Genomic DNA, 21,672 nt, shown 5'->3' with positions numbered 1-21,672 from the left:
GACGCACGGGAGAGTGTCCCTAATCCACCGTGCGCCCGACTCCCCTACGAAAGCGGAGATACTCGAATGTTGAAGCCGTTCACGCTCGCATATCCGGTCATGAAAATGTCGCGCTTAGCGCGCTGACACATTTCGACATGGGCAACTGATGTGGTGAACTCATGCACGGAATCAACCATGTTGCCCCATACCCGTACCTTGTAGCGGAACACGCTGACTGCGTCCGTAATGCTCACCACGAACACCTCATGATTGGCGTATTCACGATGGAACGAGTAGCTACGGAGCGGGATGATCCCGCGCTCACGCTGCACTGCTGCCATTGCTTCCCCTTAGGGATCGCTGTACGGCCGTTTCCGGCCCTTGCAAGTGCCTAATCGACACTCCCCTAGGCAGACTCACTCTCAGACGCTTAGAGACACGCTGGAAGGCTGGTGAGTATCAGTCACCATGACCCTGTGCGTGCTGGACACGTCGTGTTGAGTGTGTCTGCCGTAGGCAATCTCGATGTGCGTTACGTGCTTCCCTCATGCTTTGTCAGCCGCACTGTTTCCGCTTGTGTTGATTGGCTCCGTGGGAACGGCACAACGGCTTTCACAGCTTGTCTCACGCCACACTCGCTAGGCATGTAGATCTATTCATCCCGGATGATCAATCCCGGTTATCGGTCGCAGGTTGGCAGCCTGCCCCTATGGATGCTCACTCGCAGAGTGAGAGGACGCGCGTCGTCGTTTCAGCCTGCCTCTTATGTCGTCCTCATCGCTGCGTTTTCGCTAGCCCCTGTCACGGCAGACAGGACCCCATCAAATGCCTCTGAGGCTGCGTCTAAGCCTCTTGTAGGTGCAGCATGGGCCCACGGCCCACCTGTGTAGCTACAAGCGCTCAGAGCGCCACTCAGAGCACGTCACATACTCACGCTCAGAGAATGACCAGTCAGCACGACTGCCACTCAGACTCGCTATCCAGTTATCAAGGAACGTGCTCTCTGATGTCACCCGTCGCATTCACGGCCGGACCACCATCAGGACTGGTCACTCATCAACTCCCGACCCCGTGCGCCCGAATCCCCATCTGTGCGTAACCCCGTTTCCGCACTCCCCTTCTGGGGCGGTACTTCGGGGCCGCTCCGGTTCGGCGCGGTCGGTGTTGCGAGTCATAAGTTGCCTCCTGGGATCCCAGGAGGCAACTTTGCCTTTCAAGCTCAGGAGGGAGCCGCGCACGCGCACGTTGGGCCTAGAAAAGCGCAGGTCAGAAGGGGTGCGATCTCGGCCGGCGAATAGGACATAACTGCCTAAATAGGCCACATCCCAGGAGGCAACTTATTTGCATACCCTTTACCTTTACATGCCGCATAAAGGGACACACCGGGCAGGCTACATTGCACACTCATTACTAAGTGATGCACCATCAGATGCGTTTCTGACGCACCGTCATACGGACATATAGGGAGGAATGCATTTACGCAAGGTTGTTGCATATACTTTTCTGACACACCATCAGGTATTACCTATGTCCGCATTAGGGTGCGTATGCGTGTGGTCGGCATCACATTACTGATGGGTCATCACATGACATCTGACGGACCATTAGTGCACTTGTGAAACCTGACGCCCTGTCAGGGTCATGGGTCGTTGCCTATTCCGCTCGAATACCCGTCGCCTATTCATGCATCACTTAGTGATGCAGCATTATCATTCACAAGCGCACATGTTATTGATAATGCACACACGTATGTGATGCATCATTACGGGGGTAATATAACGAGAATGCTGTCACGAGGACCGCAGGGGCGCCTTCCCTCGGGTGTGTACGGGTTTCATTGTTCACAAGGGCACAAGCTCTAATCACCCCGAACGCACTTCGAGCCCCCCAACAGACCCCTTCGGCCGGCACCGCGGCCTCGTGGGGCCCCTCAGAGGGCTCGTAATGGTGCACCACATGGGGTGCGGTAACAACATCATTGTTCAGTGGCTCACACTCTGAGCCGCCTGTGTCCTGGTCTGCCCCAGAGGACACGTACGTAATCTATGGAGCCGGTTGGTATACCCCGGCTCAGGTCACCTCTTGGTGAGCCTCTGCCTGTGCTCAGACCACTCCTGGGAAGCCTGAACCAGTCGAGAGGTCCAGAAGTCGGGTTCGTCTCCCCCGATCTCCTTCCACATCCGAGCATTGGCCAGGGCGAAGGCTTCCAGGGCCTTCGGAGGGGCCGTTTCCCATGTTGGGATTCTCTCGGCCCAGCTTTCCGCCTGCTCCGGTGTGTGTTTTCCGGCAGCCATGAGCCAAATTACCCAATATCCGGCGTCAAGCCAGGGTGCCCCTCGTGTGGCCCAGGCCCAATCGACCATATAGGCGTGATCTCCCTGGATTAGAACGTTTTCGTTGTTCAGATCCGTGTGGAGAATCGCATTTCCCTCGAATAGGTGGAGCTGAGAGGAGTCGTCCACATAGCTGCTCAGCCTTTGCCCGGCTTCTCGCAACTCGATTGAGGGCATTTCGACCTCTCCGAGTCTCGTAAGCAGGTCCACAACAAGATGTAGGTCTCCGGATTCCGGTCTGTAGTCCGCGTGGTGCCCAGTAACGAGGTCGAAACCGAGGAGATCCCAGCCACTTCCCTTAACCCGCCAGAGCAGTTCCGGGGAAATGCCCTTGAGGAAGGGGTTCACTTCGGCTTCACGCTGCTGTGTCCAGGCCCATTTGTGGTCGGAGCGAAGGCCCTTCACATGCACGCCGCCGGCATCGCAGTGCAGCCGGGCCGCTACTTGGCTGTTGAGGCCCGAGGACACAGGGTCGACACGGTGAATCCGTCCCGTGTGCGACTCGATGGCCGTACGGACGGCAGAGGGCAGCTCTGCAAAGGTGGTACGAGACGCCATGGGGTCACTCTCTCATCAACGTGACGCGGGCCCCGCCGAAGCGAGGCCCGCGCCTGGAACGTACTGCGGTCACTGGTAGGGGTTGTCATCCCCACAGCCGGGGGTGGTGCCCTCGGTCAGGGCCTCCACGTCGTCCACCAAGACGACGGTGGTCGTCTCCTCGGCGTCGGTCGCCAGAGCGGTCATGACTCCTCCTTGAAGCCGTGCTGACAGTAGTGATCGAGCGGCGCTTCGGCTTGCTGGTAGAGCTTGGCGAGTGGTCGGCACACCCGGCAGGAGCCGGACAGCTTGCACCCGCTGCACCCCCCAGTCCGAAGCATCTGAGCATCTGCGATAAGAGGCAGATCCCTCAGACCACCAACCCCTGTACTCATGAGGTTGATGGGGTTTTCACGTCCGACCTTGCACATGGTTGCGCTGCCGAACGGGTCCAGGTGATAAAAGGTGTGTCCGGCGGGGCACCCGCGGAACACCTCTTCTCGGTTGATGTATTCGGTCACCTGAAAGTCGAGAGGGCCTTTGTCTCCGTCGTATGACGGAGAGATGTCGGCGAATACCTTGTAGGGGATATCGAGGCTCTCCGCCAGGGCCTTCATTTCATCGACTTCGTGAGCGTTGTGCTGGGTGACGATGAGCGAGAGTTCAAGAGGCAGCTTGGCGGCCCTGGCCGCCTTCAAGCCCCTGATCACCCTCGGGTACGCCCCACGGGTCCGCGTCAGGGCCTCGAAGGTCTCGGCCGTGGCCCCGTACAGGGAGACCGTCACCTTGTGCGGTGGCAGCTCAGTGAGCACTTCCAGGGTGGGCGCGTGGTCGAGCCGCGATCCGTTCGTCAGAATCTCCAGCATCATCCCCATGCCGAAGGCTGTGCGGTACGACTCGATGAAATGGGGGTCGATGGTCGGTTCCCCGCCCGTGAACTGGAACCACAAGACACCGGTATCCCGAACCATTTCCAGGAGCTTGGTCTTCTTCTCCATGGGGAGTCCAGCGAAGGGGCGTTGCCAGACCACGCACATGTCACAAGCGAAGTTGCACCCTTTGTTGATCTCCCAGGTAGCGCGGCTGTAGTTGAGTGCCGTCTCAGGTCGGACCAGGATCGTGTCTGATGCCGGCGCATCCGCCAGGCTCACGCCCCAGGAGGTTGATGCGGCCTCGGTGAACCACCTGGGCGGAGGAGTGCCGACGCTCACGGCCTCGCGTAACGCCTCGTACTTGTCCCGGGGAAGCTGCATTCCCCCTCGGGAACCGGGGCGCACCGCCACGAACTTCTTGCTTTGAGGGCTCACGATCACCTGATGCATGGCTTCCTCCACCGACACGGGGCCATATCACTGAGTCCCCTCACCCGGGCTCGAACCGGGAACCTCTGTGGACGTGGCCGTTCGACTAAAAGCGACACACCACAGCGCTCTACCTCTTGAGCTACAAGGGGTCATTTTCAGTTGTCGTCACTGTCAGCACTGAGCGGGGCGCCAATAACCCACTCTTCCGGGATATCCCCACCGAGCGTCAAGAGCAGGTTCAAGTCACCAAACAGTCTCGCCATCTCATGGCAATGGTCCTTCCACGCGGATGGTGTGTACTTGTCGAGATACTGCACCTCCTCTACAGCCGACTTGAGTTTGCGGTATAGCCGCTGCGTCTCAGGCTGATCGTCGTTGTGGTGTCTCACGTACCCTTGCCCGGAATTGAACCGGAGCCTCGAAAGCCGCAACCGTCCACCCCGCAAAGGGAACAGGCTTCCGCGCTCTGCCTCTGAGCTACAAGGGCGGGCTGCCCGTCCCTGCCAGGAAATCCAATCCGAAGTCGGGGGAAGCTCCAGTTCGGAACATCTGGCAGGGACGAGATCATGTGGGGCCTACGCCCCGGTTACTGGTTCTGTAGAGCTTGGCCAGGGCCCTTAGCTGCTTCCGCTCCCACGCGGTCGCCTTGCGCACGCTGACACGGCGTGCGCGCCATCCGAACCCCGTAGGGCGCTCCAGAAGGACGATGTTGCCCTTACGCCCTTCGAAGCCCTTGATGACCGCCGGCAGGTCGTGACCACGGTCGTAGACCATCATGCCGACCTCAAGGGCGTCGTCGTCGGAGCGTGGTATCAGTCGTGCTGCTGCGGTCACTGCTATACCTCTTCCTTCATCGGGCCTCCAGAGCGGCCATGTCCGCTGTCTTGATGTCTTGTTCGGCCATGTACTCAAGCTCTGCGACACAGGGCCGACAGCCGTGCATAGGGGTTTCTCCGAGAGGGACTCGGATATTTCCGATCCACTTGACTGGGACCCTCCCTCGGCGGCAATAGAGCATGCAGCGGCCCCAGTACCAGCCCTGTGGCAGCTCGCTAGTAGCCACTGCTCCTACGGTTCACCGTTCGCACCTTCGCCCGAACCCGCTCCTCCGGGGTGAGTTCGCGGATGTTCTCCGGGCGTGCGTCCCACTCCCGGCCCCCGCCAACGGGCCGAAGCTGGTAATAGGGACCTTCCTTGCCCCGTACCTCGCCAATTTTCTTGGCTCCCACATCCCTGACCAACTCGAAGATCTCGGGAACGTGGGGGGCCTCCGTCTTGGCGCTCATACCGCTCCGTTCTCCTCAAGTACGGCTCTCACCACGCCTTGGATCTCTTGAAGATCCCTGACACCGATGCCCTGGACCCATAGGCGAGGCCCCCAGCTCGCACGCTCCAGGACCACGGACCCTCCGTGCTCCATGGCGGTGCGAAGTACGGGGTAGTACCTCAAGACCTGTTGAAACTCGGTGCTTCGGGGGTCGTACACGCGTCTGATCGGTGCTCGACTGGGCCTGGGCATGGGCATGGGGGGATACCTCTCTCAGGGGTGGGTTCGCCCTGTGTACTCCCAGCGTCACAGCGAGCGCCGTACTCTTACCAGAGGAGTCGTGGTTACAACCGATCTGTAACGCCGGGGGGTTGCACGTATGGCCGTTGATTCTGCTCAGTCTGATGAGCCTCAGGACGGAGCTGCGTTCCTCGGCAGGGAGGTCCGGTGCTGCCGAGAGCTCGCCGGCATCACGCAGAAGGCACTTGGCGAGAAGACGGGCTATACGCGCTCTTACGTGGCCCGTGTTGAGTCAGGGAGTCTGCTGGCGTCTGAGGACTTCGTGGAGGCATGCGACAGGGAGTTTGGTACCTCGGGATACCTGACGCGGCTGCGTCAACGGTTGGCCGAAGGGGGACACCCACGCTGGTTCGTCCCGTACCTCCAACTGGAGCGGTCGGCTACTGAACTCCTCGACTACTCCAACGCGCTGATCATGGGCATGCTCCAGACCAGTGACTATGCAACGGCGGTCTTCAAGGCCACTCGTCCTAGAGAGTCTGAAGACGAGATCAAGAGCCGCGTGGAGCTGCGCATAAGGCGTCGTGACGTGATGGACCGGACGAGTCCGCCGCTTCTGTGGGTCATCCTGCATGAGTCCTGTCTGAGGACGGTCGTAGGGGGCCCTGAGGTGATGCGGGGACAGATGAGTCAGTTGCTCGTAGACGCTGAGTCACCTCACGTGACGATTCAGGTTCTCCCCTTCAAAGCGGGTGCCCCCGCGTCGTCGTTGCCCTTTACCCTGATCACGCAGGACGGAGAACCAACAGTCCTGTACGGCGAGACACGAGGGCTTGGGCATGTGAATGACTCGGCTACGGCCGTGGCTGAGGCATCGATCACCTATGACCGTCTCAGGGCAGCAGCCCTGTCCCCCAATGACTCGGCGTCCATGATCCGAGAAGCGATGGAGGGCTACACCTCATGAGCAACACCCGCCCGGGAGAGTCCTGGGTTAAGTCGACTTACAGCGGTGGCGAGGGGGGCCAGTGTCTTGAGTGGCTTCCCACCCAGGCCGCCGCGTCCGGCGTGGTCCCCGTACGGGACAGCAAGGCTCCTGGGGGCCCGATCCTCACCTTCCCTGCCGCCCAGTGGAACAGCTTCGTCCATTACGCCTCGGGGCGCGAAGTCTGATCACGTAGACTGGTGCCCTGAGAGCCCCCGCCGGTGTCCCTGGCGGGGGCTCTCTTCGTTCCCGGAGCCCCGCTCTGTGTGGCGTTGCCGGCGGGCCGGGTACGCTGGACGCGCACCTAGAGCCCACTCTCTTGGTGCCGCCAGGTGGCTGCCTGGCGGGCCCTCGGAGGCAGCCACCTCCGGGGGCTGCTTGCTTCCCAGAGGGGTCAGCAGAACCTCAGCAGAGCAACCGTCACGCCCTACATCCGAGGGGTACGAACGAGCACAGCAAGAAGACCCTGACCAGGATGTTTGCCCAGGTCAGAGCCCTGTGGTATGTGAGGCCCGACTAAACCTCGACATTCACCAGATGGAGGTTCTTGCAGTCGAGGGCGTAGGCGAGCCCGCCGGCGACGAAGACACCGCCGCGGGCGATGCTGAGCACTATGTCGGGCTCGTACCCGTCGTCGGCGATGGTCTGGGCGAGCTCGCGCACGGCGACGCCGAACTGCTCGTAGGTCAGGTTCTCGCGAACGTCACTCATACTCCGGCCGCTCACACCTGGGTCCGATGGAAGTTGAGGAAGGACCGGGAGGCGGTCGGCCCCCGCTGCCCCTGGTACCGCGACCCGTACCGCTCGCTCCCGTACGGGAAGTCGGCGGGCGAGCTGAGCCGGAACATGCACAGCTGCCCGATCTTCATCCCCGGCCAGAGCTTGATCGGCAGGGTGGCGAGGTTGGACAGCTCGAGGGTCACGTGCCCGCTGAACCCGGGATCGATGAAGCCGGCCGTCGAATGCGTGACCAGCCCGAGGCGCCCCAGCGAGCTCTTCCCCTCCAGGCGGGAGGCGAGATCGTCGGGCAGCGAGATGACCTCGTACGTACTGGCGAGGACGAACTCCCCGGGATGCAGGATGAACGGCTCGTCCCCCTCCGGCTCGACGAGCCGGGTCAGATCGGCCTGCTCGATCGAGGGGTCGATGTGCGGGTACCGGTGATTCTCGAACACCCGGAAATAGCGGTCGAGCCGCACGTCGATGCTCGACGGCTGCACCATCGCGTCGTCATAGGGATCGATCCGTACCCGCCCGGCATCGATCTCGGCCCGGATGTCCTTGTCTGAGAGAAGCACGCCCCGAGGATACGCAAGGCGCGCGGAGCGACCACAACCGGACGACTCCGCGCGCCTGCCTGCGTGCTTCTGGCGGCCGTGCCGCTACCGCTTCTCGTAGCTCACGGGCACGACGCTCCGGAGCCGCGCACATCGCGGACACCGAAGCAGCCGGCCGGGGCCGAGCCGCTCGGCCTGCTGCATCGGGAACGAAGCGGTGGTGAACACGTGCCCATCCGCACAACGGACGACGGTGCGCTCCATCAAGTCCAAGAGTCCCTTCCCCAAGAGCCGCGTCGGGCTACTGCTTGCCTGACGACAAAAGCCACAGTACGGGATCAAAGGGACGGCCCTCCAGGCGGCACTCCGGACCCGCCCGGCCCCTCTCCCACGCCCCCACCGTACGCCCCAACTCCGGCCACCCGCAGCCTGATCCCACCCCTGAAACGCCCTCAGGCCTCGCGGCGTGAACACCGGAGGCCTGGCATGAGGTAGAGTGGGCGAGCATTCGGACACCGACTCCGGTCGGCGTCTTACGCGGGTGTAGTTTAATGGTAGAACATCAGCTTCCCAAGCTGAGAGCGCGAGTTCGATTCTCGTCACCCGCTCCATGTGAAACCCCCAGGTCAGAGACCCGGGGGTTCTTTGTTGTCTAGACCGGTGAGCCGGTCGCGCACCACAACCGCACCATTAGCTCTCGGCAGCCTCCTCGCTGTGGTGCGCGGGGTCGTCCTTGTGGCACTTCGCACGCTCGGCGCGCACGAGGTCATCGAGCCCGGCGGCCACCTCCCGCTGCCGCTCCTCGTCGGAGTGCTGGTAGATCAGCGCGGCCTTCTCGGAGGACTGCCCGGCACGCACCATCGTGTCCTTGAGGGTGGCGCCGGAGCGGGTCGAAAGGGTGTGTCCGGTGTGGCGGAGGTCGTAGAAGCGGAAGCCCTCCGGGAGACCCACGACCGCGCGAGCCCGGCGCCACTTGCGGCCGAAGGAGGTACGCCGGAAGGGTGCGCCCTTCTCCCCCACGAATAACAGGCCTTCGGGTCCCTTCTCCGCGTACCAAGACAGGTGCCGCTTCACCTCCTTGTGCAGGAAGGCCGGGAGGACGACCGTGCGAATGCCCGCATCGGATTTGGTCTCGCCGGGAGCGCGTCTGCCGTTCGTTCGCTCGGGCTCGGCGACGCGGACGCGGATGACGAGGTTGTCCAGGTCGACGTCTCGGCGGCGAAGGCCGGCCAGCTCCTCCGGGCGCATCGGACCGTACGCGCCCAGGTAGACCATGAGACGCCAGCGGATGCCGATCGCGTCGGCGAGTGCGTCGACCTGGGCGACGGTGGCGATGCGCCTTTCGGCGGCGGACTCCTTGCCAGCGCCCTTGATCCGGCACGGGTTGCGGCTGATCAGGTCGTCGTCGACGGCCGTCTCCAGGATGGCCTTGAGGAGGCGATACGCCTTGGCTACGGCCGTCTTGGCCCCGGTGGTGCGGAGTCGCTCCGCTCGCCACTCGCGGACACGGGGAGCGGTGATCTCGTCCAGGTCGAGCGTGCCGAAGGTCGGGAGGATGTACAGGCGCAGGAGATGCTTGTACAGGTCGTCGGTGCGGACGGACAGCTCCCGCTCTTCGACCCACTTCTCGGCGTACACGCGGAAGTTGACGGCTCCGGCATCAGGGGCGCGCCAGTCCCCGCGGCTGAGGTCCGCCTCTACCTGGGACAGCCAGATCTCCGCGTCCTTCTTGGTGTCGAAGGTCTCGTCCGCCCGAATGCGCTCACCGTTGGGTCCGATGTACGACGCGGTCCAGCGTCCGGACCTGTACTGCCGCACCGCACCGAAGCGGCGACGCCTCCCCTTCTTGTTCGCCATCAGGCAGCCCTCCGAAGTGTGGCGCGACGGGGCTTGACCGGCTCGACGGTCCTGGACCGAACGAACTCCTCGATGGCGCTCTCCGGGATACGCACATGCCGGCCGACCTTCACGTACCGGATGCGCCGTTCCTCGATGAGCCGCCGGGGGAAGCGGGGAGTCGTACCGAGCAGCTCGGCGACCTGGTCGACGGACAGGTAGCGGTCGTTCATGTGGTGGGCTCTCCTTCCGTTCCGGGGGCGGGTTCGAGGGATGCGGCAAGCCAGGCTTCACCGGTGCTGAGGCCGGTTCCGGCGAAGACCCAGTGGGCGAGGACGAGCGTGGTTTCGCCGTCATGGGGAGCGGCAGTGGCGGCTTGTGCGCGACGCCATTCGGCACGTGCTTCACGGAGGGCGCCGAGGGTGGTGGAGTAGCGGCGGGACTTGGTGGAGAAGTGGCCGCGGAAGCCGAGCATGTGGGCCCAGGCGCGCAGGCGGAGGTGTTCGAGGTCCTTGCGTGTGCCGAGGGTCCAGGCGGTCCGGATCATGCGGCGGGCGTGGTCGGTGATCCGGGCCTGTGCCAGTTCGGCGAGGAAGCGGATCGGCCGGTCCAGGGTGCCGGTCGCTGTCTCGGCGCCCTTGGTGGCGTACTTGGCGATGTACGCGGCGACGGCCCGGTCGGTCAGTTCCTGGCCGCCGTCGAAGTCGGCGGAGCGGATGGTGCGTACGTCGAGTTGGCGGCCGAAGGTGAAGGTGTGGGTGCGGTCGTCGACGTGCGGTCCGTTGACGCGGGTGGCGGTGACTGCGGCATGGATGGCGTCGGTCAGCAGCTCGGCGGACGCCCAGGCCGGAGGTGCCGTGTCGCCGCCCTCCGGGCCGTCGAGGCGGATGACCGCGTGGAAGTGGACGGCGCCCCGCTTTTGGTACTCGGCGACCTTGGCGAAGGAGACGCGTGCGTGGTCCCGAAATGTGCGCTGGGTGAGTCCGGCGCGCTTGGCGATCTCACGGCGCAGGTAGATCGAGAAGCGCCGCCAGAGGGCCCCGGCGTGGGCGTTCCAGAGCACGGCCGCTTCGTAGTCGTACGTGTCCGGGTCGAGGGGCGTACCGAGGGCCGGGTCTGTGTCGTCGTGCCGGACATCGCAGCGACAGGGCCGCCCGTTGGAGGGGCGGTTGTGGACGGGGCCGAAGCTCGGTGCGGTGAGGGTGGCGAAGACGCGCGGGTGTGTGCCGACCTGTTCGGCGGTGTCCTTGCCGCCGCGGAGTCCGGCGGTGATCAGGTGGAAGGTGTCTCGGCGGTAGACCTCCGCGCAGGCCGCGCAGCGGGTGGCACGGCGGTTGTTGCAGCGGACGAGGAGGCTTCCGGCGGGCAGGGAGGACGAGTCGAGGTGGTGGAGGACGCGCCCGATCTCTCCGGTCGTCCGGTCGACCGCGTACTCGGTGCGGTGGCCGTCGAGGCGCACCGGGTTGGTGCAGCCGCCCAGGCCGGAGAGTTGGCGGGCCAGCTCGGGCATGGTGCCGAGGGAGGCCAGCATGGAGAGTTCCGCCAGCGGGGGCGGAGTCTGCCGGGTGATGATGGGTCTTCCTTTCGGCTGTCTTGGCAGTTGGGAGGGACGGCCCCGGGGCGGCGGGATGCTTGGCGGCGTTTGCCGCCCCGGCGGCCGGTCAGCGCTTGTTCGCGCCTGTGACGAGGGAGCGCAGGACCACGGCGGCGATGGCCACGGACACGGCCGAGACGGCGACCGCCGCCAGGAGTGCGGTGAGGACGACGCCGACGACGACCACGGCGGCGACCGCACCGGCGCCGACCCCCACGAACGGGGCGACCGAGCGGCCGGCGGAAGGAGCCGGGGCGTGGTCCTGCGGGATGTGGGTGGTGATGCTCGGGACGTGGGGGGTGTCGGGCAGCTTGGGGCGGAACATCGCGGGACTCCTTGTCGGTCGGGGTGTCATTCGTGTGTGCCGTTGACGACGTCGACCCCGGTGCGGGTGCCGGACTCGATAGCCGGGGCGAGGATGGTGTGCGAGAGCCAGAAGCCGAACAGCGCGATCACGACGGCGACCCAGAGGCGGATGCCGAGGAACTTAATCGCGGCCCAGGCGATGACGCCCAGGACGAAGACGAGCGGCAGCGAGACGGTCACGGGAACTCCTCAGCGGACGCGGCAGCGGTGGGTGCGCGCGGCCAGCTCGGCGGCGGCACGGCTGTCGTAGTTGGTGGAGAAGCCGCAGCGCGGAGCCGTGCAGGCGGCGGTGTGCTTCTCGCGGCCCCGGCTGTCGTAGTAGGTGCCGACCTGGACGGGGCCGATGCGGACGACGCGGCGGAAACGGCGGTTGGCGGACATCAGGGCATCTCCTTGTCGGTCTCGCCGGTGAAGTCGGTGACGTGGTCGGCCAGCCAGCGCAAGATCTCGTCGCCCTCGTAGCTGTCGGCGGCGAGGATCACCGGTTCGGCGATCAGCACGGCTTCGGTCAGGCGGTTCTGTCGGGTCAGCTCGGCGGCGCGCTTCAGCGCGCGGAGCGTGGACGGGCGCAAGGGGGAGATTCCTCCGGGTCAGGTGAGTTGGGTGGTGATGGCTTCGGCGAGCGGCATGGGCACACCGAGCCGGGCGCGAAGGGTCGAGGTGTCGATGTCGGTCCCGGTCCGGGCGCGGTGTTCGTCGGCGACCTTGCGGGCGAGGGTGACGAGCGCGGGCGGTACCGAGGACGGAGGCGGCGGAGCCGACTCCGATGCGGCGGCCGGAAGTTCGGGCGCAGCCGTGGGCGGCTCGATGTCTGCGGTAGTCGGTTCCGGCGCCTGTGCCGTCGAAGGCGGTTCCGGTGCCGTCGCCGGGTCCGCGCTGGGATGCACTGCTCCGTGAGCGAGCAGCGTCCCGCCGAGGAAGGCGACCGCGGGCCAGCCGGCGACGAGGATGCGGAGCCAGGCCTGCACGTTCTCCAGGTCGAGCAGTCCGGCGGTGGCGACGTTGGCGCCGAGGGACGCCGTCAGTGCGACGAGGAACCAGCACCACCCGGCGGATTTCGACTCACCGGAGCGCAGGCGCCGCCAGGCCGCGACCAACAGCAGGTCGACGGAGACCGGATAGGCCCAGGCCTTCCAGCCGTCCTGTCCGGCGGCCAGCGCCAGGTCATGCAGGTGAGCGAAGGACAGCGCGGCGGCGATGACCGCTTGAACGAGCACGGCGTCCACGCGGACGGGCAGGGCGCGCACGGCCACTCCTTCCAGTTCTGGGCATGGGTGGGGTAGGGACTTGGCGCGGGACGGCCGCGCCGACCGTGGAAGCGGGTCGGGTTACTCGGTGATCGGCTGAGGAGTGGGAGTGGCCAGGGGGCCGGACTCCTTCACCGGCATGGGAGGGGCGTAGGGCCGGAACGGCACGAGCGCCGGAACGTCCGGGGCGAGATGCGCCGTCTCGCGGCAGGTGGCCGCAGCATCGGCGAGGGACAGATGAGGCGTGCGGATGCGGGACCAGCCGCCGGACGTGTCGCCGACGACGGCGAGGCCGGGCAACTCGGCCGCTATGGCGCAAGAGGCCAGGACAGCCTCGGGGGCGATATCACCGAGCGCCATCTTCGCGGACGCTTCGTCGTTCACCCGATGGCAGACCCGCCCGGTGAGCTGAGCCCGAAGCATGGTCGCTCCCTTGCCCAGCTCGGCCCCGAAGCGCTGCCCGCAGACCTCAAGGTAGATGCCGGCCGCACGGCCGAGCTGAGCGAGCCGGATGAGCTGGGTGACCATCTCGTCCCGCCGCTCCTCCTCCTTCCTCGTGGCGACGAGGAAGAGTTCCGCCACTTCGTCGACGAACAGCACGATGGGAGCCGGGCGTTCGTCCTCCGGCAGGCCCCAGACGTCCGAGGTGATCAGCTCATCCGGGGTACCAGGGGCGACGCCCTGCTGGGCTTTGATCAGGTCGTATCGGTCCTCCATTTCCTTGACGAGCACGGGCAGCAGTTCGGCAGCCTGCTCCGGGTCGGTCGCCAGCGCGGAGAGCCGAGGAGCGAACGGCGCCAGCTCCACCCCGCGCTTGCAGTCGATCCCGACCAGGACCACCGGCTGAGCGGCCAGCCCGGCAAGCAGGTTCCGCAGGAACATGGACTTGCCGGACAGCGTGGCCCCGAGCACGAGCTCGTGAGGTACGGCCCGGTAGTCCCGTACAAAGGCGGTTGCGTCCTCCCGCAGAGCCACCGGCACGCGGAGCGGACCAGCTTCGGTCCCGCGAGGCATCCGCACCTTCCGCAGGACGTCGAAGCCAACGAGCCGCAGTTCCACGACACCGGGCTTGACGTCCCGCACGTACACAGCGTGAACACCCCACGCGTGCCGCAGCCGTTCGGCCGAGGCCGCCACGTCCGCCGGTTCCTGGCCCGGAGCCAGCCGCAGCCGAATCCGCAGACCGGTCGAGGTGGGCCGGATCATGCCCCGGCGAGGAGGCACCGGCCGGACCTCACGGCGAGTCGTGGCCTTGACGGCCAGGGCCCGCCACCGGGGCGGCTCGACCGTCAGGCCGCACGCGTCCATGGTGGAGGTGTACGAGGCCAGCAGCCGGGCCACCGAGACAGGCAGCCCGACCGTGGACCAGTACGCCGCCGGATGGGCATGCCGGGCGTAGGCCGCGCCGCCTATCGCAGCGAGCGACCCGCCCACCTCGGCCCACGTCACCAGGTCGGTCACGACGATCAGCCCGCCTGCTCCATCGGGAAGGCGCCGGGAGCAACAGCGGTCGCCCGGTAGGCGATGCCGTGCCGCTGCTGCCCGTTGAAGACGCTTTCCCACGGCCGGGCAATGAGCCCCGGCAACGAGACCGGGGCCCCGACGGTCAGGCCGTCCGTGACACCGCTCTCGGGGACGGTGACCTGAATCAGCGACGACTCACCTTCGTCGATGTAGACGACGCCGACCGTCATCAGTGCCTCACCGCTCACGGCGTCCTTGGCGATCTCACCGGTCTGCCGGTCGCGCACCTTCGGCGCCGGCGCTTCGGTGAGCAGGATCGTGGCGGTCGAGGCGTCAATGCGGATCACACGCACAGATTTCTCCTTCTGAGTCGATCATCCTGCCACCTGACAGGTTGACTTAGCAAGTTCGAAGCTAGAGATGTCAAGTTGACTTGTCAAGTGTGATTCAGGTGGGAGCCGTTGGTGAACTGGCCATGAGACGCGGTCAGTTCAGGCGGTAGGTGTCTTCCAGTTCCTGCCGGTCGGCGGGAAGCAGCACGTCGGAGACGTGCAGCGCCTGCCCGGAAGCGTCGCACGCGACGACCAGGACACTGAGGACCGGAACCCCCTCAGGAAGATCCAGAAGATCCGCTTCGGCACGCTCGGGCAGACGGGCCGAGACCCGTTCCGTCACGTGGTCGAAGCGGACCTTCTTGCGCGCCTCCAGGTGTGCGCGGGTACCGCCCGTCAGCGCTTCGGCACTCTCCAACTCAGTGCCCTCGACCAGGCCGGCGGGGAAGTACGACGACACCAGCTCAATCGGTTCGCCGTCCTCCTCGACCAGGAATCGGCGCATGAGGATCTTGGCCCGCTTGGGCAACCCGAGCGCGGAGGCGACCCGCGCCGGAACCGGGACGTAGCCGACTTCGACCAACCGTCCCGATGCTTGCGACTCGTCGCGCGCGAGCGCTTCACTCCCCCGGCGATCCTTCTGCTCGACGACAGCCGGACGACCTCGCACGATCGTGCCGTACCCCTGCCGGGACTCCACCCAGCCATCACGCTTCAGCAACTCCAGCGCCCTGACAACGGTCGGCCGTGACATCCCGAAGGCTTGCACCAGTTGGTTTTCGCTGGGCACCCGAGTGCCGGGCGGATACGTGCCATCCTCGATGCGGCGCTGGATCGTCTGCGCGAGGCGCACGTACTTCGGTGGCTCCACTTCATACGCCATGAACGCCGCCCGTCGAGATTGGCCAAGTCAACTGGTCAACCAGACTAGCGAACCTTCGATTGTCAAAGTAGAAGCGGAGCGAACTCTTACCTTCCGGGCCAGACATCGGCCATCACGAAGGAGACGACGGTTCCGCCGAAGCGGCTCGGCGCGGCGTGCCATGACTCGGCCAGCGAATCGACCAGGAGCAGCCCACGCCCGTGGGAGTCGTCAGCGTCGGGGTGCCTCAGTCGCACGTTCGCCGGAAAGCCGGGATTGTGCACGTCGACCCGGAGCGAGGCCCCCTCACGGAACCACTCCACCCGCACGAGCCAAGGTTCATCCGACCGACCGTAAGCGATGGCGTTGGTCACCAGCTCCGAGATCATCAGCGCACAATCGTCGACGGAGCAGGCCGGGTTGTACGGGGCGATGAACTTGCGGAACCAGCGCCGAGCCCGCGGTACGGACTCAGCGACAGGGTGCAAGGTCATCGCACCGAGACGCGGTGACTCCTCAGACGGGTAGCGGTCGATCATGTAGGCCATGAGTGCTCACTTCCTGCCGCTACCGTCGCAGTCGAGGCAGCGCCGCTTCGATGTGGCACGGGTGCGGTCGGCGGCGGTGGCAAGCGCCAGGGTCGTACGCGAGCCGACACGTTTCCAACCGCGCCCCCGGCAACCCCGGCAAGGTAAGTGCGTGCCCTGATCCGGCCGCTGACTCGTCACACCGCGCCTCCTCCCAGTGAAGTGGCCTTAGCCACTTTCTGGATAGTGGCATTAGCCACTTGGTCGACGCAAGCGATTCGCTGCAACTGGCCCCCTCAGGTGAGGGGGTAGCCCTGCTCGAACGCCCAGCGATGCGGCGGGTAGGTGGCCTCTGCGAACTCCAACGGCCGGTCCTGGAGGTCGAATACGACGTGGTGCACGATCAGTACGGCGGAGCCGGCGGCAAGTTGAAGATCCTCGGCCTCTTCCTCCGTCGCCTCCCGCGCGCACATGCGATCTTCCGCGTAACTCCCCTGCCGTCCGGTCATGTTCTCGACGTACAGCAGCGTCCCCTCTCGAATCCGCTCCGGCTCCAGAAGCTTCGGCGCACGCTGACCGACATCCGGAGCGAACCACGAGGTGGACAGCGTGATCGGCCCGTCCTGATTGTTGGTCACACGCCGCCGGTGCACCGCCCGACGGTCCTTGACCAGGCCCAGCGCCTCAGCCACGTGATCCGGGGCCTCCAGCCAACCGGCAGAGGTGATCACGGCGTACTCGCCAGGCGTATAGATCTTCCCCGTCTGCCGAGCACGCCCGTACAACTCGCGTGCCCGCCGGTTGACCTCCAGGCTCCGCACGTACGTGCCCGATCCCTGACGCTTCTCGACGAGCCCTTGATGGCTCAGTGCCTCCAACGACCGTGCAGCCGTAGGCCGGGACACCTTCCAGTCCGCCGCCAACTGCCGTTCGGACGGCACCTCGTCCCCCGGTCGCAGGTCACCCCGAAGAATCTGATCACGGATGTAGTGCGCGATCTGGAGATACTTCGGCTGAGCCTCCTCGATCTGCGGCATCAGTCCTCCTCACCCAAGGCGAGCCCCAGGCGAGTAGTCGGGAACCCCGCTACCAAGACTGAGGCCTGCTTCTCGATACAAGTGGCTATGGCCTCTAGCCACTATAGGGTGAGTGGTCAACCCCCCACCCCGTAGGCTGAACTGCATGACGCGGTTGATCGTCGCAGCAGGAGGAGGGGGCGACGCAGTCGCCGCCGCAATGATTCACGCCGCCCTCTACGGCGACGAGGACCAGGCGGTGATCCTCACGTACGCGTGGGACCGCCTCCTGATCGACCCGGTTCCGGGTCCCCGCGGACCAGAAAACTTCACCGGCCTCCAACCCCTCACCCCCGCAGTCTGGGCAGTGCCGGCCGAGGCCCGCCCCATCGCTCCGGCAGGCTCGACTCTCCCCCGGCTTGCAACAGAGCTCCCGCACACGTTCGCGCTGATCGATCCGCGCCATGGAGTTGAGGGCGTCACCCGCCAACTTGAGGAGCTGGTGGACCACTTGTCACCAGAGTCGATCGACCTCCTGGACGTGGGCGGCGACATCCTCGCCCGCGGTGATGAGCCGACGCTGAAGAGCCCCCTCGCCGACGCCGTCACACTCGCCGCGTGCTGCCAGGTGAACGCGCCCATCCGCCTCCTGGTGACGGGCCCTGGTCTCGACGGCGAACTCCCTCTCGACGATCTGCGCAGCATGCTGGGCCAGCTCATCCACACCTTCACCGCGAAGGACGTCGAGCCGATCAGCTCGGTCCTGGAGTGGCACCCCTCTGAGGCAACCGGGATGCTCGCGGCGACTGCCCGAGGCGTACGGGGCACCTGCGAGATGCGAGATGCCGGCCTTCCGGTTCCCCTCACCGATGAGGGACCGACGGTGCATGAGGTGGACCTGGACGAGGCGTTGACCCGCAACCAGTTGACCCGCGCCATCCTGACGACCGCCACCTTGGACGAGGTCGAGGCACACAGCCGCGAAATCTGCGGCTACTCGGAGATCGACTACGAGCGCAACAAGGCCGCGTGGCTCAAGGACCAGCCACCGGTACAGCTCGACCGTGAGGCCGTACTGTCTCAGCTCGACCAGTTCGAAGCCGAGGCCCGGGACCGCGGAGTTACCCACACGACGTTCCGCCGCATCACTGAGGCCCTGAACCTCAACGGCTCCTTGCGCGAGGACCTGCGACAGCTGCTCATCAACAGCCGTCCGAAGCAGTACGACGCTCCCTTGTGGCGCATCACAGCCACTACTGAGTAACAACCTTCTTCACGGGTTCAAGGCGGCTCGCTCCGCTCACCGCGCGCGGCCCGGCCCCCGGCCGGGCCTGCGCTCCTGTCTCCGCCCCGCTCCAGCCCGGCCGGCGCCCGCGCCGCGCCCGTACCAAGCAGCCACCAGAGGGCAGAGGTACGCCACGCCTGCTACTTACCCGGCTCAAGCCAGCAGGCTTGACCTGAGGCACCCGGCAAGCGTCCGGTTGGCCTATCTTGGTTTCCATGACCGAAGGCAAAGCCAAGACACTGTTCGACACTGACGAAGATTCCCTGACGCCAGAGGAAAAGGAAGACCTAGCCGCTGCCGAGGCTGAGGCCGAACCTGTTACGTATACAGGTACCGACTTCGACGTTGAGGGCCTTGTCCGTCGCTTGCACCGCGGTGACATTGTGATTCCGACGTTTGGGCATGGCGACACATCGCTGGAAGTTGCTGGATTTCAGCGAGGTTTCGTCTGGCGCAGGCCCCAGATGGACCGATTCATTGAGTCACTCCTCATGGGATATCCGATTCCGGGCATCATGCTCGTGCAACAGGTCGACCGCAGATACTTGGTGCTCGATGGCCAGCAGAGGCTTCGCACACTCGGTGCGTTCTATGATGGCGTACACGGAGGGCGCGAATTCGCTCTCGAGAACGTGGCAGACCTATTCCGAGGACTAACCTACCGAACATTGGGACCGGAACAGCGTCGCCAACTCGACAACACTTTCATCCAGGCGACAATCGTAAAGACAGATGGCAGCAACGAGTCCCTCGAAGCGATTTATCAGGTATTTGAGCGCCTAAATTCCGGCGGGACGCAACTTACACCTCACGAAATTCGAATCGCTCTATATCCGGGCGCCCTCGTCGATTTCCTCGAAAAGCTCAACAAGATTTCCGATTGGCGACAGCTCTACGGATCTCGATCTCTCCGCCTACGCGATCAGGAACTGATCCTTCGCATCATGGCCCTGTATCACAACTCGGCAGGGTACTTCAGGCCACAGAAGAAGTTCCTGAATGAATTTCTCGGAGGGCATCGAAATCTCGAAGGGCTCGATAACAATAAAATCGAAAAGCTGTTCCTCCAAGCATCGAAGCTCTTGCTTGAAGGACCTGGTAGGGCAGCACTACGTTTCCAGAGTTCACAAGTAAACGCAGCACTCGCCGAGGCGTTGTATGTCGGACTCATGCGCCGGCTTGATGGCGGAACGCCACCCACACCTGAGGACGTCAAGGATGCAGTGAGGGTGTTCACCTCGAATAGAGAGACGGCAGTTTCCATCTCAGGTTCCACTGCAACTGAAGAATACGTACGGAAACGCCTAGAAATGGCTACCAAGGCCTTTGCAGGCATTTAGGAATTCTGAATGTCATCATCGTGGCCGCCACGCAATGTAGTCAGCCTGCGTCAGGCAATCGAACCGCTAGCCGAATGGGTCAGGAACCCGCCTAGCCAGCGAACGGATGACGAAAAAATTTGGCTCGTCAGGTTCTTTGTAGTGAGGACCTGCGGTTATCTAGAACAGGTTGTGTTCGAGTGCGCAAGGGCCTACATTGATGAAAAGTCGGGAGGCCCGGTCAGGGTTTTCTCGCAGTCCTGGATAACAAGAACGAAGAATCCGTCTCCGGACAATATTCTGTCTCTGGCGGGACGATTCGGTGGAGACTTCGAGGCGAGTCTCAAAGATTTACTGGATGCCGATGACCAGAGACTTAACCGCGAGCTGTCATTGCTCGTCAACCGGCGTCATCAGATCGCGCACGGACTCAACGAGGGACTTACTGGCAGCAAGGCCGTAACGCTGTACGAGAGTGCGCTCGAGATCGCTGACTGGTTCCTGGAGAACCTGAAACCAAACGGAAAGTGATCTCTATGCATAAATGTGCTGCATCGTAAGGCGAGGACCGCAGTTCTGCCGCAACGTGCCGGCCGTGGGTATGCTCCGGTCGACGGAACACTTAGATGGCATGGCTGAGACCAGCGGGGGTACAGCGAGGCACACGCGCGCCTAGTCGGTCGGCGCGCCCGCCGTCGTGGCTGGCTGTCGTCGGCTGAGGTTCGTGCTACTGCAGTACCAGGTGCTCTTCGCGAAGTACTGCACTGTTGCGTGCGAACTCAACGCACTCATGAATCGCAATGGGGCATTCCTCGCTGTCCAGCCCGTGCGAGGCTCGTCATACGTAGCTCTTGTCCCATGCTCATCATGAACCAAGGTTTGGCACCTTCCGACCTGCGGATTCCGTCTCACTCAGCCCATACACAGCCGTTCAAGCGCGGCTTGATGCCTTGGGGTGCCTGAGCACCCGTCCACAGCGGAATCCCCATTGCGCTCCACAGCCCGCCTCGTTCCACGCACAATGTGATCGTGAAGATGTCATCTGACTTTGCTCAGACGGTCGCTGCTGTCGCGCCTATTGTATGGCTGGTGGGTGCTGTGGAGGTACAGCAGCTCGCGAAGCGCCTAGCCACCTGGCTGCAGGAGGCTGAGCGCCGCTACGCCGAAGCGGAGGCAGCGATGAGCTCGGCCGTCGATGCCCACACCCTGGCTACGGCTCGGCAGTTGCACGCGAACGCTTCGAAGTCTCGACCGTTATGGCAACTCTGGGCTCTCTATGCAGCTTGGGCAGGGGTCACAGGCCCTTTAGCCTCCTCGACCATTCTATCTATAGCCTGGTTGGCAGAGATGAAGGAGAGTGAGCAGGAATTCGTGGCGGGAATTGGTCTCGCGAAATTCTGCTTATGGTCAATAGGCGCTGGCATCACATGGGTAACCGTCTTCCCTGTTTTCGTTTTCACACACCGTGGCTTCACTGCAATGGAGCGACACGCCCAAATGAAGCGTTCCATTGCAGTGCTCGAAAACGTGGCATCTCTTCGCACACAAGAGAACAGCGTCGACCAGGGTGGACGATCCGAGGAGAATCAATGAGCGTCGAACGCATCAGCGAACCGTCACGCCAAGGGCTGGTAGGCCCCTGCCGACGCCGTGTACTTCGGCCCTAGTACTCGCTGGCTGTCAACTGATCGACTCATCCCAGCGAGCGGGTGCCGGCAACCGCACCACAAGAGCACCAGAACGAGCGGGGGAGCAGCGGGGAACCCCGGTAAAAGCGGACGAGCCCGGAAGGATCACCAACCGAATGTTCGTCCAGGTCAGTGCCAACCAACTTTCAAAATGCTCGCAACTTCCCAAGCTGAGAGCTCAGGCGCCGTCGTCGCAAGCCTTCCTCCAAGG

General features: G+C 64.2%; 26 protein-coding genes, 2 tRNA genes and 1 pseudogene. 7 read left to right on the top strand and 22 right to left on the bottom strand.

From position 1 onward, the window contains the following. Positions 1-44 precede the first annotated feature (44 nt). The 7 genes from V8690_RS23135 to V8690_RS23105 all read right to left on the bottom strand — a co-directional run bounded on the left by V8690_RS23135 (position 45) and on the right by V8690_RS23105 (position 5,442). On the bottom strand, positions 45-323 hold the full coding sequence (locus V8690_RS23135; protein WP_338781697.1) for a hypothetical protein: 279 nt from the start codon (positions 321-323) through the stop codon (positions 45-47). A 1,734-nt stretch (positions 324-2,057) separates the two neighbouring features. Next, complete coding sequence (locus V8690_RS23130; RefSeq protein WP_338781695.1) at positions 2,058-2,873, bottom strand: aminoglycoside phosphotransferase; 816 nt, start codon at positions 2,871-2,873, stop codon at positions 2,058-2,060. A 182-nt stretch (positions 2,874-3,055) separates the two neighbouring features. After that, positions 3,056-4,174: a radical SAM protein gene (locus V8690_RS23125; protein ID WP_338781694.1), complete on the bottom strand. Its 1,119-nt coding sequence runs from the start codon at positions 4,172-4,174 to the stop codon at positions 3,056-3,058. 137 nt (positions 4,175-4,311) lie between these two features. Further along, positions 4,312-4,545 (bottom strand): hypothetical protein, encoded by a 234-nt coding sequence (locus V8690_RS23120; protein ID WP_338781692.1) that lies wholly within the window; start codon positions 4,543-4,545, stop codon positions 4,312-4,314. A 1-nt stretch (position 4,546) separates the two neighbouring features. Beyond that, positions 4,547-4,643, bottom strand: a tRNA-Ala gene (locus V8690_RS23115). Between the two features lie 77 nt (positions 4,644-4,720). Beyond that, positions 4,721-4,990 carry a hypothetical protein gene (locus tag V8690_RS23110; protein WP_338781690.1) on the bottom strand — a complete coding sequence of 90 codons (270 nt, stop codon included), beginning with the start codon at positions 4,988-4,990 and terminating at the stop codon, positions 4,721-4,723. A gap of 218 nt (positions 4,991-5,208) precedes the next feature. Further along, the gene (locus V8690_RS23105; protein WP_338781689.1) at positions 5,209-5,442 is read right to left on the bottom strand and encodes a hypothetical protein; all 234 of its coding nucleotides are present in this window, start codon (positions 5,440-5,442) and stop codon (positions 5,209-5,211) included. A 360-nt stretch (positions 5,443-5,802) separates the two neighbouring features. Between V8690_RS23105 and V8690_RS23100 the strand changes: the two genes are divergently transcribed. Together V8690_RS23100 and V8690_RS23095 are read left to right on the top strand one after the other, a co-directional pair. Then, on the top strand, positions 5,803-6,630 hold the full coding sequence (locus V8690_RS23100) for a helix-turn-helix transcriptional regulator (RefSeq protein WP_338781687.1): 828 nt from the start codon (positions 5,803-5,805) through the stop codon (positions 6,628-6,630). Then, entirely contained in the window at positions 6,627-6,836 is a 210-nt protein-coding gene (locus tag V8690_RS23095) for a DUF397 domain-containing protein (protein ID WP_338781685.1), read from the top strand. Before V8690_RS23100 ends, V8690_RS23095 begins: the two co-directional genes overlap by 4 nt. A gap of 331 nt (positions 6,837-7,167) precedes the next feature. Here V8690_RS23095 and V8690_RS23090 read toward each other — a convergent pair. Both V8690_RS23090 and dcd read right to left on the bottom strand, forming a co-directional pair. After that, positions 7,168-7,359: pseudogene (locus V8690_RS23090) on the bottom strand (phosphoribosyltransferase family protein); the annotation flags it as partial. 11 nt (positions 7,360-7,370) lie between these two features. Beyond that, positions 7,371-7,946, bottom strand: coding sequence for a dCTP deaminase (dcd, locus tag V8690_RS23085; RefSeq protein ID WP_010032156.1), 576 nt, complete (start codon positions 7,944-7,946; stop codon positions 7,371-7,373). A 516-nt stretch (positions 7,947-8,462) separates the two neighbouring features. On the opposite strand from dcd, the gene V8690_RS23080 reads away from it, so the two are divergent. Continuing rightward, a tRNA-Gly gene (locus V8690_RS23080) sits at positions 8,463-8,536 on the top strand. A gap of 79 nt (positions 8,537-8,615) precedes the next feature. Here the strand turns inward: V8690_RS23080 and V8690_RS23075 are convergent. The 13 genes from V8690_RS23075 to V8690_RS23015 form a co-directional block, all read right to left on the bottom strand. Further along, positions 8,616-9,782 (bottom strand): tyrosine-type recombinase/integrase, encoded by a 1,167-nt coding sequence (locus V8690_RS23075; RefSeq protein ID WP_338781682.1) that lies wholly within the window; start codon positions 9,780-9,782, stop codon positions 8,616-8,618. After that, the gene (locus tag V8690_RS23070; RefSeq protein ID WP_199214848.1) at positions 9,782-9,994 is read right to left on the bottom strand and encodes an excisionase family DNA-binding protein; all 213 of its coding nucleotides are present in this window, start codon (positions 9,992-9,994) and stop codon (positions 9,782-9,784) included. Before V8690_RS23070 ends, V8690_RS23075 begins: the two co-directional genes overlap by 1 nt. Further along, positions 9,991-11,292 carry a replication initiator gene (locus V8690_RS23065; protein WP_338781679.1) on the bottom strand — a complete coding sequence of 434 codons (1,302 nt, stop codon included), beginning with the start codon at positions 11,290-11,292 and terminating at the stop codon, positions 9,991-9,993. Before V8690_RS23065 ends, V8690_RS23070 begins: the two co-directional genes overlap by 4 nt. A 130-nt stretch (positions 11,293-11,422) precedes the next feature. After that, complete coding sequence (locus V8690_RS23060; RefSeq protein WP_338781677.1) at positions 11,423-11,680, bottom strand: SpdD protein; 258 nt, start codon at positions 11,678-11,680, stop codon at positions 11,423-11,425. A gap of 26 nt (positions 11,681-11,706) precedes the next feature. Beyond that, a complete protein-coding gene (locus V8690_RS23055; protein ID WP_037765200.1) occupies positions 11,707-11,901 on the bottom strand; it encodes a hypothetical protein in 195 nt (64 codons plus the stop codon). Positions 11,902-11,910: 9 nt separating this feature from the next. Beyond that, positions 11,911-12,102, bottom strand: coding sequence for a mobile element transfer protein (locus tag V8690_RS23050; protein WP_338781673.1), 192 nt, complete (start codon positions 12,100-12,102; stop codon positions 11,911-11,913). After that, on the bottom strand, positions 12,102-12,293 hold the full coding sequence (locus V8690_RS23045; protein WP_104783024.1) for a hypothetical protein: 192 nt from the start codon (positions 12,291-12,293) through the stop codon (positions 12,102-12,104). The genes V8690_RS23050 and V8690_RS23045 overlap by 1 nt, the downstream gene beginning before the upstream one ends. Positions 12,294-12,311: 18 nt before the next feature. Next, positions 12,312-12,968 (bottom strand): DUF2637 domain-containing protein, encoded by a 657-nt coding sequence (locus tag V8690_RS23040; protein ID WP_338781664.1) that lies wholly within the window; start codon positions 12,966-12,968, stop codon positions 12,312-12,314. 81 nt (positions 12,969-13,049) lie between these two features. Continuing rightward, positions 13,050-14,429, bottom strand: coding sequence for an FtsK/SpoIIIE domain-containing protein (locus V8690_RS23035; RefSeq protein WP_338781662.1), 1,380 nt, complete (start codon positions 14,427-14,429; stop codon positions 13,050-13,052). Between the two features lie 5 nt (positions 14,430-14,434). Then, positions 14,435-14,785: a hypothetical protein gene (locus V8690_RS23030; RefSeq protein WP_114254376.1), complete on the bottom strand. Its 351-nt coding sequence runs from the start codon at positions 14,783-14,785 to the stop codon at positions 14,435-14,437. A 133-nt stretch (positions 14,786-14,918) separates the two neighbouring features. Continuing rightward, entirely contained in the window at positions 14,919-15,647 is a 729-nt protein-coding gene (locus tag V8690_RS23025) for a GntR family transcriptional regulator (protein WP_338781657.1), read from the bottom strand. Positions 15,648-15,733: 86 nt separating this feature from the next. Beyond that, positions 15,734-16,174: an ATP-binding protein gene (locus V8690_RS23020; RefSeq protein WP_338781655.1), complete on the bottom strand. Its 441-nt coding sequence runs from the start codon at positions 16,172-16,174 to the stop codon at positions 15,734-15,736. A 275-nt stretch (positions 16,175-16,449) separates the two neighbouring features. Beyond that, entirely contained in the window at positions 16,450-17,190 is a 741-nt protein-coding gene (locus V8690_RS23015) for a GntR family transcriptional regulator (protein WP_338781653.1), read from the bottom strand. A gap of 145 nt (positions 17,191-17,335) precedes the next feature. Here V8690_RS23015 and V8690_RS23010 point away from each other — a divergent pair, with 145 nt between their 5' ends. From V8690_RS23010 to V8690_RS22995, 4 genes are all read left to right on the top strand, one after another. Further along, complete coding sequence (locus V8690_RS23010; RefSeq protein WP_338781651.1) at positions 17,336-18,433, top strand: DUF1152 domain-containing protein; 1,098 nt, start codon at positions 17,336-17,338, stop codon at positions 18,431-18,433. A 236-nt stretch (positions 18,434-18,669) separates the two neighbouring features. Next, on the top strand, positions 18,670-19,794 hold the full coding sequence (locus V8690_RS23005) for a DUF262 domain-containing protein (protein ID WP_338781649.1): 1,125 nt from the start codon (positions 18,670-18,672) through the stop codon (positions 19,792-19,794). Between the two features lie 9 nt (positions 19,795-19,803). Then, a complete protein-coding gene (locus V8690_RS23000) occupies positions 19,804-20,304 on the top strand; it encodes a HEPN domain-containing protein (protein WP_338781648.1) in 501 nt (166 codons plus the stop codon). Positions 20,305-20,802: 498 nt separating this feature from the next. After that, positions 20,803-21,366, top strand: a complete 564-nt coding sequence (locus V8690_RS22995; RefSeq protein ID WP_338781646.1) for a hypothetical protein — start codon at positions 20,803-20,805, stop codon at positions 21,364-21,366. Positions 21,367-21,672: the final 306 nt, after the last annotated feature.

It is taken from the genome of Streptomyces sp. DG1A-41, from assembly GCF_037055355.1.
In the GTDB taxonomy this organism is placed as follows: Bacteria; Actinomycetota; Actinomycetes; order Streptomycetales; family Streptomycetaceae; genus Streptomyces.
The sequence above is the reverse complement of the archived record's forward strand: the minus strand, read 5'-3'. Positions and strand labels throughout refer to the sequence as shown.

Coding starts and splice junctions, on each gene's coding strand:
- V8690_RS23005 (WP_338781649.1), top strand. CDS start 18,670: ATGACCGAAGGCAAAGCCAAGACACTGTTCGACACTGACGAAGATTCC.
- V8690_RS23015 (WP_338781653.1), bottom strand. CDS start 17,190: ATGCCGCAGATCGAGGAGGCTCAGCCGAAGTATCTCCAGATCGCGCAC.
- V8690_RS23135 (WP_338781697.1), bottom strand. CDS start 323: ATGGCAGCAGTGCAGCGTGAGCGCGGGATCATCCCGCTCCGTAGCTAC.
- V8690_RS23050 (WP_338781673.1), bottom strand. CDS start 12,102: ATGTCCGCCAACCGCCGTTTCCGCCGCGTCGTCCGCATCGGCCCCGTC.
- V8690_RS23025 (WP_338781657.1), bottom strand. CDS start 15,647: ATGGCGTATGAAGTGGAGCCACCGAAGTACGTGCGCCTCGCGCAGACG.
- V8690_RS23000 (WP_338781648.1), top strand. CDS start 19,804: ATGTCATCATCGTGGCCGCCACGCAATGTAGTCAGCCTGCGTCAGGCA.
- V8690_RS23020 (WP_338781655.1), bottom strand. CDS start 16,174: ATGGCCTACATGATCGACCGCTACCCGTCTGAGGAGTCACCGCGTCTC.
- V8690_RS23070 (WP_199214848.1), bottom strand. CDS start 9,994: ATGAACGACCGCTACCTGTCCGTCGACCAGGTCGCCGAGCTGCTCGGT.
- V8690_RS23060 (WP_338781677.1), bottom strand. CDS start 11,680: ATGTTCCGCCCCAAGCTGCCCGACACCCCCCACGTCCCGAGCATCACC.
- V8690_RS23010 (WP_338781651.1), top strand. CDS start 17,336: ATGACGCGGTTGATCGTCGCAGCAGGAGGAGGGGGCGACGCAGTCGCC.
- V8690_RS23075 (WP_338781682.1), bottom strand. CDS start 9,782: ATGGCGAACAAGAAGGGGAGGCGTCGCCGCTTCGGTGCGGTGCGGCAG.
- V8690_RS23100 (WP_338781687.1), top strand. CDS start 5,803: ATGGCCGTTGATTCTGCTCAGTCTGATGAGCCTCAGGACGGAGCTGCG.
- V8690_RS23125 (WP_338781694.1), bottom strand. CDS start 4,174: ATGCATCAGGTGATCGTGAGCCCTCAAAGCAAGAAGTTCGTGGCGGTG.
- V8690_RS23095 (WP_338781685.1), top strand. CDS start 6,627: ATGAGCAACACCCGCCCGGGAGAGTCCTGGGTTAAGTCGACTTACAGC.
- V8690_RS23130 (WP_338781695.1), bottom strand. CDS start 2,873: ATGGCGTCTCGTACCACCTTTGCAGAGCTGCCCTCTGCCGTCCGTACG.
- V8690_RS23105 (WP_338781689.1), bottom strand. CDS start 5,442: ATGAGCGCCAAGACGGAGGCCCCCCACGTTCCCGAGATCTTCGAGTTG.
- V8690_RS23065 (WP_338781679.1), bottom strand. CDS start 11,292: ATGCTGGCCTCCCTCGGCACCATGCCCGAGCTGGCCCGCCAACTCTCC.